The sequence below is a fragment of the Clostridium sp. 16K-1-R1 genome, from assembly GCF_023921145.1.
In the GTDB taxonomy this organism is placed as follows: Bacteria; Bacillota; Clostridia; order Clostridiales; family Clostridiaceae; genus Sarcina; species Sarcina perfringens.
In genome coordinates, this window is record NZ_CP046515.1 from 542,097 (window position 1) to 555,603 (window position 13,507).

11 protein-coding genes are annotated in these 13,507 nt (G+C 26.8%); all 11 read left to right on the top strand.

What is annotated here, in order from left to right; translation table 11 throughout:
- Nucleotides 1–4: 4 nt before the first annotated feature.
- The 11 genes from GOM42_RS02370 to GOM42_RS02420 all read left to right on the top strand — a co-directional run bounded on the left by GOM42_RS02370 (nt 5) and on the right by GOM42_RS02420 (nt 13,507).
- Nucleotides 5–895, top strand: a complete 891-nt coding sequence (locus GOM42_RS02370) for an FAD-dependent oxidoreductase (protein ID WP_057230648.1) — start codon at nt 5–7, stop codon at nt 893–895.
- Between the two features lie 240 nt (nt 896–1,135).
- Nucleotides 1,136–1,513: a gamma-glutamylcyclotransferase family protein gene (locus GOM42_RS02375; protein WP_057230650.1), complete on the top strand. Its 378-nt coding sequence runs from the start codon at nt 1,136–1,138 to the stop codon at nt 1,511–1,513.
- A 216-nt stretch (nt 1,514–1,729) separates the two neighbouring features.
- Nucleotides 1,730–2,302 carry a carbonic anhydrase gene (locus GOM42_RS02380; RefSeq protein WP_011009793.1) on the top strand — a complete coding sequence of 191 codons (573 nt, stop codon included), beginning with the start codon at nt 1,730–1,732 and terminating at the stop codon, nt 2,300–2,302.
- Between the two features lie 143 nt (nt 2,303–2,445).
- The gene (locus tag GOM42_RS02385) at nt 2,446–3,084 is read left to right on the top strand and encodes a putative ABC transporter permease (protein ID WP_057230652.1); all 639 of its coding nucleotides are present in this window, start codon (nt 2,446–2,448) and stop codon (nt 3,082–3,084) included.
- A gap of 24 nt (nt 3,085–3,108) precedes the next feature.
- Nucleotides 3,109–3,498, top strand: coding sequence for a zinc ribbon domain-containing protein (locus tag GOM42_RS02390; protein ID WP_057230653.1), 390 nt, complete (start codon nt 3,109–3,111; stop codon nt 3,496–3,498).
- A gap of 332 nt (nt 3,499–3,830) precedes the next feature.
- Nucleotides 3,831–5,702 (top strand): molecular chaperone HtpG, encoded by a 1,872-nt coding sequence (gene htpG, locus GOM42_RS02395; RefSeq protein ID WP_057230656.1) that lies wholly within the window; start codon nt 3,831–3,833, stop codon nt 5,700–5,702.
- A 171-nt stretch (nt 5,703–5,873) separates the two neighbouring features.
- Nucleotides 5,874–7,451 carry a zinc ribbon domain-containing protein gene (locus GOM42_RS02400; RefSeq protein WP_110035024.1) on the top strand — a complete coding sequence of 526 codons (1,578 nt, stop codon included), beginning with the start codon at nt 5,874–5,876 and terminating at the stop codon, nt 7,449–7,451.
- Nucleotides 7,452–7,480: 29 nt separating this feature from the next.
- The gene (locus GOM42_RS02405) at nt 7,481–8,287 is read left to right on the top strand and encodes a zinc ribbon domain-containing protein (protein ID WP_057230660.1); all 807 of its coding nucleotides are present in this window, start codon (nt 7,481–7,483) and stop codon (nt 8,285–8,287) included.
- 213 nt (nt 8,288–8,500) lie between these two features.
- Nucleotides 8,501–9,493: a LacI family DNA-binding transcriptional regulator gene (locus tag GOM42_RS02410; protein ID WP_025648411.1), complete on the top strand. Its 993-nt coding sequence runs from the start codon at nt 8,501–8,503 to the stop codon at nt 9,491–9,493.
- Nucleotides 9,494–9,928: 435 nt separating this feature from the next.
- Complete coding sequence (locus GOM42_RS02415; protein ID WP_057230662.1) at nt 9,929–11,593, top strand: alpha-glucosidase; 1,665 nt, start codon at nt 9,929–9,931, stop codon at nt 11,591–11,593.
- Between the two features lie 258 nt (nt 11,594–11,851).
- Nucleotides 11,852–13,507: a PTS transporter subunit IIBC gene (locus GOM42_RS02420; RefSeq protein WP_252597692.1), complete on the top strand. Its 1,656-nt coding sequence runs from the start codon at nt 11,852–11,854 to the stop codon at nt 13,505–13,507.

Genomic DNA, 13,507 nt, shown 5'->3' on the forward strand with positions numbered 1-13,507 from the left:
GACTATGAGAGAATATGATTTAATTATAATTGGTGGAGGAGCATCAGGCCTTCTTTCAGCTATTAATGGTAAAAAGGACGGAATAAAAAATATTCTTTTAGTAGAGAAAGATCCAATTTTAGGTGGAGCTTTAAATTCAGCTGATTACAATATAAGCGAAAAGGGTAATTTAACAGGTATAGAATATAAAGAAAGTTTATTAAAAGAATTTAATGAGCTTAATATTGATGTTAAATTAAATACTATGGTTTTAAAAATAGAAGATTCAAATGAAATACTTTGTACAAGCAGTGAATATGGTGTAGAGAAAATAAAAGGTAAAAACATAATAATTGCTAATGGTGGAAAAGAAAAAAGTAGAAATGCAGTTCAAATTCCAGGAGATCGTACAGCAGGAGTTTTAACTGTAGGAATGGCTAAAAAGATTTTTGGAATTAAAAATATGGTTCCAGGAAAAAATATCTTCATAGTAGGAGATAGCACTCTTTATATGATTCAAGAGGATTTAAAAAAGCATAATATTAAGGTTTCTGGAATCATAACAGATAAAAATAAAAATGAAGTTTTTGATTTAAGTGAAAATTTATACCCTGGATATGAAATTGTCTCTATACATGGAGAAGGAAGAGTAAGCTCTGTAACCATAAAAAATGGCGATGAAAAGAAAAATATAAAATGTGATACAGTAATTTTTGCTTATCCAATGATTTCAGATGGATTAGTTGCCTTAAGAAGTGGACTTAAATTAAATCCAAGGACAACTGGTCCAGCTGTAGATGAAAATTTAGAAACTTCAAGCAAAAATATATATGCTTGTGGAAATGCAATCTACATTCACAAATCAATAGAAGAAATTGAAGATGAGTGTAAAAAGCTTATTAAAACTATAAGTTAAAAATTATATTCTTATTTTATGTGTTAAAAGATATTAAAATAGGAATATAGATCATATATTAAATCTATCAAGAAGTAGTATTTGGCAATATTACATAGATTTTTATAAAACAAAGAAATTAACTTTACTGAAATTTAAATTTTGGTAGAGTTAATTTGCTATATTATGTTAAAATTAATTAACGTATTATAGTTATTATGGAATAATATGTAGTGATATTTAAGAAAAGGTGGAGGGTATATGGTCTATTTTGCTTATGGAAGTAATTTATGTTTAGATCAAATGAAAAAAAGATGTCCAGAAGCTATTCCTATGATAAGTGTACATCTTAATAATTATAAATTAGTTTATAATAAATATGCAGATATAATACCTTGTGAAGGTGAAAAGGTTTATGGTGCAATTTATGAAATTTCTCTAAATGATTTAAAGAATTTAGATAAGTATGAAGAATATCCAGATTTATATGAGAAGATTGATCTTATTGTACAAGATATAAATGGAATTTCATATGAAGCTTTTGCTTATATTATGAATGAAAAAGGAGATAAAACTCCAGATAAAAGATATCTAGATATAATAAATAAGGGATATGAGGACTGGGGTATTATTTATTAATATTAAACAATAATAGATAAGTTAATATATTCAACTTGTATAATTAAATGAAGATAAAAAGTGATAAAGAGAGAATTTTTAAGTGGGTTTAGAGTAAAGACTTTAAATCAATTTTTTTATATAAAAAGTTTTTTAGGATATAATTAAATCTTTGTGGTATAGTAGTATAAATAATTAATTTAAAAGAATAATAAATATTATTTAGAGGTATTTAGTATGGAAAAGAATGTGAGAAGACTAGAAGAGATTTTAGAATTTAACAAGAGTTTTGTGGAAAATAAGGAATATGAGAAATATAAAGCAACTAAAAAGCCAGAGAAAAAATTAGTAATTTTATCTTGTATGGATACTAGGCTTACTGAGTTATTGCCAAAAGCTATGAATATAAAAAATGGAGATGCAAAGATAATAAAAAATGCTGGGGCTACAATAATGCATCCCTTTGGAAGTATTGTTAGAAGTATACTTGTTGCTATTTATGAATTTAATGCAGAAGATGTTTTAGTTGTAGGACATCATGGCTGTGGTATGAGTAATTTAAATTCTAAAGATATGATAAGCAAAATGGAAGATAGGGGGATATCAGAGGAGACAATCTTAACTATCAAACATTGTGGAATAGATGTGGAAAAATGGCTTCATGGATTTGGATGTGTAGAGGAATCTGTAAAAGAAAGTGTAACATCATTAAAAAATCATCCCTTAATGCCTAGTGATGTAAATGTGCATGGACTTGTAATTGATCCACACACAGGAGAACTTAAGGTTATAGTAAATGGATACGAATAAAATAAAAGTTAAAAAACACTTACTTTAATTTATTTAAAGCAAGTGTTTTTTTGGACGGTTAATCAAAATACTTAATATTCACTTATAGATAAATTTTTTATGAAAGTTATATTATTATATAAATTAATATAGGGGGAGATAGTATGGATATTAGTAGTACCATAAATATTTATAAAATAATATGGATATTTACCATTGGATCTATTTTAGGATATTGTGTAGAAATGATTTGGTGTTATGTAAGAAATGGACACTTTGAAAGTAGAAAAGGATTAATTTATGGACCAATTAGTCCTGTATATGGCATAGGAGGAGTTGCTCTTACATTATTACTTTATAGATTTATTGATTATAATGGAATAATAATATTTTTTATAAGTGCAATTATTGGGGGAGCCTTTGAATATTTATGCTCTTGGGTTCAAGAAAAGGTGTTTGGTAGTGTTTCTTGGGAGTATAATAGTAAAGCTCTAAGCATACATGGAAGAACAAGTGTTGAATATTCTGTCTTTTGGGGAATTCTTGGAGTATTTTTCTTAAAGGATATTTATCCATTATTCGATAGGTTTATGGGACTATTTTCTTTTCAAACAGTAAAAATAATCACAGTAATATTTTTAGTACTTTTAATACCAGATATAATAATATCATCTTTAGCTGTAAGGAGAGAAGTAGCAAGGATGAATGGTATAAAAGCTAAAAATGCATTAGATAGATTTCTTGATAAGAAATATACAGATGAATTTTTGAAAAAAATATATCCTAATATGATATTTAAGTAATAATAAAATTTATAGGAGAATGGCATGTTTTTTATTGGTATATTTGGAATTGAAAATAAACAAAAAGAAGTAAAACAATTAGAAAATATATATTGCAAAACTTGTTCAACAAGAACTATGGGAGCTTTAATAAAGAGTTATGAGTATTTTCATATATTCTTTATTCCTATTTTTAGATGGAATGAAAAGTATTATGTTATGTGTAAAAGATGTAACTCAATATATGAAATTTCAAAGGAAAAAGGAAAAGCCATAGAAAAGGGAGAAATTAATGAAGTTAATCTAGAAGATATGACTCTTATTCAAGAGGGGCAAGTTTATGGAAAAAGAGCAGTGAAAAAAGTTTGTCCTAATTGTGGAAAAACTGTAGAGGGAGATTATAATTATTGCCCTTATTGTGGAAGTAAAATTTAAGTGAATATCAATTTGATAAGTACATATTTAAATATTTAAGACTTTTTATTTGAAAATTAAATATATAGGAGTTTGACTTTAAATTTATGGGTGTATTAAATTAACTATAAAACCTACAGAAATATTATTTTTATAATCTTTGTAGGGGAAATAAAGTTAATTTTATACACCTATTTTGCTATTAAAAATAATATTAAAAAGGTTAAAATCTCATTTTGGATTAAATATTGACATTAATTTCAAAAAGTGTTATATATAAAAATAGAGATTAGCACTCAGTATATTAGAGTGCTAACAAAGAAGTTTTTTGTTTTGGGAGGGAATAATTCAAAATGGAAAAAAGAGAATTTAAAGCAGAATCAAAAAGACTATTAGACATTGTAATTAACTCTATTTATACAAACAGGGAAATATTTTTAAGAGAATTAATTTCAAATGCTAGTGATGCAATAGATAAGGTTTATTATAAGACTTTGGGAGATAGTTCATTAACTTTCAATAAAGATGATTATTATATAAAAATAAAACCAAATAAAGAAGAAAGAACTCTTACAATATCAGATAAAGGTATTGGTATGACAGAAAAGGAACTTGATGAGAATCTAGGGGTTATAGCTAAGAGTGGTTCTTTACAGTTTAAAAAAGAAAATGAAATCAAAGATGGCTTTGATATTATAGGACAATTTGGAGTTGGATTCTATTCAGGATTCTTAGTTGCAGATAAGATAACAGTAATAACAAAAGCTTTTGGAGCAGATAAAGCATATAAATGGGAATCAGATGGAGTGGATGGATACACAATTTCAGAAGCTGAGAAAGATTCTTTTGGAACTGATATAATTTTACACCTAAAAGCAAACGATGAGGATGAAAATTATGATGAATTCTTAGAAGAATATAAATTAAAATCATTAATTAAGAAATATTCAGATTTTATAAGATACCCAATTAAACTTGATGTTACTAAATCAAGAGTTAAAGAGGGAACAGAAAATGAGCATGAAGAATATGTAGAAGAAGAAACAGTAAATAGCATGGTTCCTTTATGGAGAAGAAATAAAAATGAACTTACTGATGATGACTACAATAATTTTTATGTTGAAAAAAGATTTGGATTTGATAAACCTTTAAGACATATGCACATAAGTGTTGATGGTATGATAAGCTATAATTCAATTCTTTATATTCCAGAAAATATACCATATGATTATTACACTAAGGAATATGAAAAAGGATTAGAATTATATTCAAATGGTGTTTTAATAATGGAAAAATGCTCAGAGCTTTTACCAGATTACTTTGGATTTGTAAAAGGTATAGTAGATTCTCAAGATTTATCACTTAATATTTCAAGAGAAATGCTTCAACATGATAGACAATTAAGCCGTATTGCTAAAAATATAAAAACTAAAATCAAAAATGAATTAGAGTCTATGATGAAAAATGATAGAGAAAGTTATGAAAAATTCTATAAATCATTTGGTAGACAGTTAAAATACGGAGTTTATGATGATTTTGGTATGAATAAAGATGAATTAAAAGATTTATTAATGTTCTATTCATCTAAAGAAAAGAAAATGGTAAGCCTAGCTGAATATGTTGAAAGAATGGCTGAAGACCAAAAATATATTTACTATGCTGTTGGTGAATCAAATGAAAGAATAGAGAAAATGCCACAAACTGAAATGGTATTAGACAAAGGTTATGAAATTCTTTATTTCACAGAGGATGTAGATGAATTTGCAATAAAAATGCTTATGAACTACAAAGAAAAAGAATTTAAATCAGTATCTAGTGGTGATTTAGGAATAGAATCAGAAGAAGAAAACAAAAAAGAAAATGAAGAAAACAAGGGTATATTTGAAGCTATGAAGGACGCTTTAGGAGAAAAAATAAGTGCAGTAAAAGCTTCAAGTAGACTAAAGAATTATCCAGTATGTTTATCTTCAGAAGGTGAAGTTTCAATAGAAATGGAAAAAATATTAAGTACTATGCCTAATAATCAAGGAGTTAAAGCACAAAAAGTATTAGAAGTTAATACAAATCATGAAGTATTTAACTCATTAAAGGATGCCCTTGAAAATGATAAGGATAAATTTAACCTATATACAAAATTACTTTATAACCAAGCTTTACTTGTTGAAGGATTAAGCATTGAAGATCCTGTAGACTTCACAAATGATATATGTAAACTAATGAAATAATTTTAAAAGCTACATCAAATAATGATGTAGCTTTTTTTGTTGAAAAAAACACTAATAATAAAGTATATAGAGTAAAAATATTATTATTTTTAAAAGTAATAATTATGTATACGGTCTAATAAAATATTAAAGTGTGTATAGATTTATTATTTAAATAGTGGGGGGGATTTTTTGCGAAAATGTAAATCTTGTGGAAGAATTATTGAAGGGAATGACCGTTTTTGCTTAATCTGTGGAGCAAAAATAGAGGAAGTTAAAGAAGAGTTAAATAATAATGAAACTGATGTTAAAACTTATGAAAAAGAAAAATTAGAAAATTCAAATGAAGAATTAAAAGAGTCTACAGAGAAACCTTTGAAATGTGAAAAGAATATTTATGATAATAGAGAAAAAAACAAAAAATCACCTCTAAAAGGTAGGGGTAATAAATTAATTTTAATTTCTTTAATTTTATTTGGGATTTTATTTTTTTCATATAAGCAATTAGGAGCTTATATGAGTAATCCTCAAAATGTTATTGAAAAATTTAAAGTATCTATATTAGATAAAAATGAGCAAAAATTAATTGATTTATTAGATACAGAAAGCTCATCTCTAAAAATAGATGAGGAAGGTGCAAAAGTTATTATTGATTATTTTAATAAGAATCTAGATGCTTTAGATGAAACAATAAATTACTTAATTAGAGATTCTAAATTAATTAATAAAAATGATGAATTAAGTAATATGCTTAATTTAAATGCTGATAATGAAAAAAAATTGTTTTATATTAAAAATTCAAAAAAAGGTTTCTTGGGATTAAATAAAATTAAGGTTTATATAAATCCTATATTTATAAATGTAAATTCAAAGGTTGAGGGAGTTAAATTTTTTATAAATGGTAAGGAAATGTGTGAATCAGATAAAAGGGATTTTAATCTAAAGGTTGGTCCTTTGGTTCCAGGAGAATATGAGTTATCCTATAAGTTTAATAATGAATATGTTAGCTTAGAGCAAACTGAAACAGTTGATTTAATAGAAAACTTTAGCCTTTATGACAATGAATTTATATATGAAATGGGAAATGAGCTTAAGTATGTCACTTTAAAAACAAGTGAAAAATCAAAAGAAGCTACAGTATATATTGATGGAAAAAATACTGGGAAAAAAGTTTATGAATTAAGTGATATAGGACCAATTTTATATAATACAAAGATTAGTATTGAGATTAAACAAGGAGATAATATATTTAAATCTGATGAGGTTGAAGTAGGAAAAAGGAAAGAATTATATATTGATTTGGATAGTCAATTATATGAATATGAAATAAAAAATAACAAAGAAGAAGATAAATTTGGAAAAGTTTCAAGCAACTTTGATAATGATTATAGTGAATTATATTATAATGTTGAAAATTTGGTGAAAGATTACACCTATAACTTTACAGTTGCAGTTAATAACAATAATTTCGAAGCTATTAAAAAATATTTGTACCCAGGAGAAGATTTATATAATGCACAGGAGAGTGTAGTAAAGCAATTTTATAATGATGGTATAAGAGAAGAGTTAATAGATATAAAAATTGAGAAAATTAATCTATTAAATGAACAAGAGTTAAGTGGTACTGTTGAGGCAATTGAAAGATATAATATAAAACAAAATGATGAAGAACAAGAAAAGTTATTTAATGTTCTCTATGAATTTAAATTTAATAACATAAGTGGAAATTATGAATTAACTAATATAAAATATTTAGATAAATTAAATTAGGTATATTTCATAAAAATAAGGGGGCTTTTATGTATTGTTCAAAATGTGGTAAGGAGATTCCAGAAGAATCAGTTTTTTGTCCTGAGTGTGGGAATAGATGTAAATTAAGTGCGGATAAGGAGAATAAAGAAATAGATACAAAAGAAATTAAAGAACTTATAATAAATTTAATTTTTAGTCCAATAAACACAATGAAAAATGGAAATATTAATTTATCATCTAAAAATAAAATAATATATATTTTAATAACAACATTAATTATGCCACTAATAACAGTTTTATTCTTAAGATCAAGTAGTTTTAATTTGATTAAATCAATACCTAGCACAATAGCTAAATTTTCTGGATCATCTTCTTGGAATATTAATGATTCTATTGAATTTAAAAATCAATTTAATATGATTATGCAAAACTTATTTCCTACAGGAAAACTTTATGTTTTAAGTCTAAGTAGTTATATACTTAATTATGCACTTTTATTAGGAATAATTTATATTGTTTTTAAATTTATTATAAAAGATAATTTTGGTAAAACAAATATATTAAATATATTATTTATAATTTCAACATTTAATGTATTATTAAAGATAATATCATCAATAGCTTTAATTTTAGGATTATTACCATGGTTAGTATTAAAATTATTTAGTGTAATATTATTAATAGTATTGTTGTATAGTTTACTAAATACTTTTATAGAATCAAGAGAAAAACTTATATATGTATATCCAGCAACTTTGGTTATTGTTTCTTTAATAAATATGAAATTTATTTTTAGTAGTGTAGGATTTATAATTTCTGATATCTTTTTAAATAATTTTTTAAATTTTATGTAGATTAATTCAATTAAATAATCAAGTATAAATACAAATTTAACAAGAATTCATCACTTATACAAGGAAAGAAAGTTTATATTATTAATAAAAAAATAAATTATAATCGAATTAAAAAATACCACTAGCTTAGCTAGTGGTATTTTCTTAATTAAATCACTTTGTAGATTGCAGAAGGATTTTATGGTATATTTTAAAGTGTGAAGGAGTGATTTTGTGAAAGTTACAATTAAAGATGTGGCTAGAGAAGCCAATGTAGCCCCTTCAACTGTTTCAAGAGTTTTATCTGATAGCCCCAAAATTAGTGAAGAAACTAAAATAAAAGTAAATAAGGCTATAAAAAAATTAAATTATAAACCCAACGCAATAGCTAGAAGTCTTGTTAACAATAAAACAAAAATATTAGGGGTAGTTTTACCTAATGAGGCAGATGATTCATTTAAAAATCCTTTTTTCGTAGAAGCAATGAGAGGTATGAGTATGTCAGCAGAGGAAAATGGATACTATATCATGTATGCTTTTAGTAAAAATGATGAGGACGAACTAAAGACTATAAAGGAATTTTCAAGTAATAATCTATTAGAAGGATTATGTTTATTATCTGTTAGAGAAGAGGACAAGACTATAAAATATTTAAAAGACATAAATTTCCCTTTTGTAGTTATTGGAAGACCAGATGAAGAGGATGTTTTATGGGTTGATAATGATAATTTTCAAGCAATGTTTAAATTAGTTGATAAATTTATAAAAGATGGACAAAGTGACATAGCTTTTATTGGGGGAAAGAAAAGTTGGAATGTTTCTAAAGATAGATTAAGTGGGTTTAAAGATGCTTTTAAGGCAAATAATTTAAATTATGATAAAACTATGGTTATTGAGGGGATAGATTTTTCAGAAGAATGTGGGTATTTGGCTATGAGGGAGATAATATCAAAAAGAACTCCTAAGATAGTTGTTACAACAGATGATTTACTTGCTTTAGGGGCAAATAAATTTTTAAATGAAGAGGGAATTGAAGGAGTAAAAATAGTAGGTTTTAATAATACACCTATGACTAAATATCAAAATCCACCAATTTCATCTATAGATATTAATGCTAGAGAGTTAGGGTATGAGGCAACTAAGCTGCTTATAGATTATTTAAATGGAAATTTAGTATGTAGAAAAAAATATTGTATAGTAGATACTGAATTAATTGATAGAGGATAGAATTCCTCATGGAACTTGGGCAAACGTTTGCATAAGAATTTAAGTATATAAGAGAAAATAAAAGATAAATAGGGAAAATAATATAAATTTTCTCTTAAATCAATTTTGTAAAGGGTTTAATTATCTGATATTATAAAAATATAAAATGAGACTTAATTCAAAGGAGCCTAGCGAATTTTGAATTTTAGCCGAATTTATCTAGTGCTTAGTAATTCTTGATGACAGCTTGAATAAGCTGGAATCTTAGAATTGATAGCCAATAGGAAAAATAGAGACTTAATTCAAAGGAGCTTAGCAAACTTTGGATTTTAGCCTTATTTTAAAATCTGTTTTTTAGGTGATTCTAAAAAACAAATTTTTTTGAATTTTGGGCGAACGTTTGCACAAAGTTCGAATTTAAAATTCAATTAATATACGTAAACATAAGGAGAAAATATGAATAAAAAGTGGTGGAAAGAATTAATTGCTTACCAGATTTACCCTAAGAGCTTTATGGATTCTAATGGTGATGGTATAGGTGATATTCAAGGTATAATATCTAAATTAGATTATTTAAAAGATTTAGGTATTGATTTAATCTGGTTATGTCCAATGTATAAATCACCGAATCATGATAATGGTTATGACATTAGTGATTATAAAGATATCTTAGATGAATTTGGAACTATGGATGATTTTAATGAATTGCTTAATGAGGTTCATAATAGAGGGATGAAGCTTATTATAGATTTAGTAATAAATCATACTAGTCATGAACATCCATGGTTTATAGAATCAAGATCTTCTAGGGATAATCCTAAAAGAGATTGGTATATTTGGAGAGAAGGTAAAGGGGATGAGGAACCTAATAACTGGGAAAGTATATTTAAAGGTTCAGCTTGGGAATTCTGTGAGAATAGTGAAGAGTATTACCTACATTTATTTGCTAAAGAGCAACCAGATTTAAACTGGGAGAATAAAGAGGTAAGAAATGAACTATATAAAATGATAAACTGGTGGCTTGATAAGGGTATTGATGGGTTTAGAGTTGATGCCATAAGTCACATAAAAAAAGAAGAGGGTCTTAAGGATATGGATAATCCAGAGGGACTTAAATATGTTTCATCCTTTGAAAAGCATATGAATGTAGAGGGAATAAATTCTCATCTTAAAGAACTAAAAGAAGAAACTTTTTCAAAGTATAATATAGTTACAGTTGGAGAAGCAAATGGAGTTAGTGCCAATGAAGCTGATCACTGGGTAGCTGAAGATGAGGGAACATTTAATATGATATTCCAATTTGAGCATCTTAATCTTTGGAATTATGAAGAGGGACAAGGATTTGATGTGAAGGCATACAAAGATGTTTTAACAAATTGGCAAAATTCTTTAGAAGGTAAAGGATGGAATGCACTTTTCATTGAAAATCATGATATACCTAGAGTTGTTTCAACTTGGGGAAATGACAAGGAATATTTAACTGAATGTGCAAAAGCTTTTGGAGCAATTTATTTCTTACAAAAGGGAACCCCTTTCATATACCAAGGGCAAGAACTTGGTATGACAAATGTTAAATATCATAGCATATCTGAGTATGATGATGTTAAAACTATAAATACTTACAATGAAAGAATTGAAAGTGGTGTTTTAGAGGAAATAGCATTAAAAGAAGCTTGGGTAACTTCAAGAGATAATTCAAGAACACCTATGCAATGGAATTCAAGTGAGAATGCAGGGTTTACTTGTGGAAAACCTTGGATAGGAGTTAATGAAAATTATAAAACAATAAATGTAGAAGTTGAAGAAAGGGATGAAAATTCAGTTTTAAACTTCTATAAAAAGCTTATAAAACTTAAAAAGTCTAATGAAGCTTTAATCTATGGTGTATATGATTTAATCCTTGAAGAGGATGAAAATATCTTTGCTTATACAAGAACTTTAAATAATGAAAAGTTCTTGATAATGGCTAATTTAACTGGAGAAAATGCCAAGTACATGTATGAGAAAGAAAAACTTAATTCTAAGGATTTAATTCTTAACAATTATGAGGTTTGTGAACATAAAAACTTAACAGAGTTTACATTAAAACCTTATGAATGCAGAGTATATAAGCTTTCTTAAAGAGATTATTATATTTTTATTTATAATAATTCTAAAAATTTAAATTAAAACTTTAGAAATGAATGTAATCTAAGTTTTTTTAGAGGTTTTTATATTAAATAAAAATAAATATAAAAAGATTAAAATAAACTTAAGATTGATTTTTAGTTTTGTATTTTAGCTAGATCTATATAAAGAAAAAATTTAATATTTGGAGTTTATATAACCAATAACCTTGGAATGAATATTATAAGAATAATAAATGGAGGGATTTTGAGAATGAAGAAGTTTAAATTAGGGTCTTTTGATTTCTGGCAAAAGTTTGGTAAGGCATTATTAGTAGTTGTTGCTGTAATGCCTGCTGCCGGACTTATGATTTCAATAGGTAAAGTAATGGGAATTTACATTGATGTAGATTTCATAAAAACTATAGCGAGAGTTATGGAGGATATAGGTTGGGCAATAATTGGTAACCTAAACTTACTATTTGCCGTTGCAATAGGAGGATCTTGGGCTAAAGAACGTGCTGGGGGAGCTTTTGCAGGTACCATAGCATTTGTTCTTATTAATAGAATCACTGGTGTAATATTTAGCGTAAGCAATGCTATGTTAGCTGGTGACTCAACTGCTACAGTTCAATCCTTTACAGGGCAAACACTTTTAGTTAAAGATTACTTTGTTTCAGTGTTAGGTGCTCCAGCACTTAATATGGGTGTATTTGTTGGTATTATTTCAGGGTTCTTAGGAGCAGCATTATATAATAAGTACTATAATTATAATAAATTACCTAATGCATTAGCATTCTTCAATGGTAAACGTTTTGTACCTTTCATGGTTATAATAGGCTCAACAATTTCAGCAATAATACTTTCTTTTGTATGGCCATTTGTACAATACGGATTAAATACTTTTGGTCAATGGATAGCTACATCTAAGGATACAGCTCCAATAATAGCACCATTCTTATATGGTACATTAGAGCGTTTATTATTACCATTTGGATTACACCATATGCTTACAGTTCCAGTAAACTATACAGAGCTTGGTGGAGTTTATCATATACTTACAGGTCCAACAGCAGGACAAGTAGTTGCAGGACAAGATCCATTATGGCTTGCTTGGATAACTGATTTAAATAACTTTAAGCAAGCAGGAGATATAACCTCATACAATCAACTTATAGGGTCAGTGGTACCTGCTCGTTTCAAAGCTGGACAAGTAATACTTTCAAGTGCTTCATTAATAGGGGTAGCATTAGCTATGTATAAAAATGTTGATCCAGATAAGAAGAAAAAATATAAATCAGTATTTTTCTCAGCAGCCATAGCAGTATTCTTAACTGGTGTAACTGAACCAATTGAATTTATGTTTATGTTTATTTCACCAATATTATATGTAGTTTATGCAGTAATTGCAGGTTTAGGATTTGCCATAGCTGATATAATAAACTTAAGGGTTCATGCTTTTGGATTCATAGAGCTTGTAACTCGTTCACCACTTATGATAAATGCAGGCTTAACTAAGGATTTAATAAACTTTATAATAGTTGCAGTAGTATTCTTCTTCTTAAATTACTTTGTATTTAGCTTCCTAATTAAGAAATTCAAAATAGCTACACCAGGACGTATGGGTAACTATATTGATAATGAAGATGAAAATGCAAATAAACCTTCATCAAATAGCAAGGCTTCAATGGATGAGTTAGCAGTTAAAGCTATTGAATTACTAGGTGGAAAAGAAAACATAGTAGATGTAGACGCTTGTATGACTCGTCTTCGTGTTACTGTTAAAGAGATTGAAAATGTTGGAGATGAAAAAGCTTGGAAAGATAATAAAGCCTTAGGTCTTATAGTTAAAGATAAAGGGGTTCAAGCTATATATGGTCCTAAAGCAGATGTGTTAAAATCAGATATTCAAGATATCTTAGGTATTTAG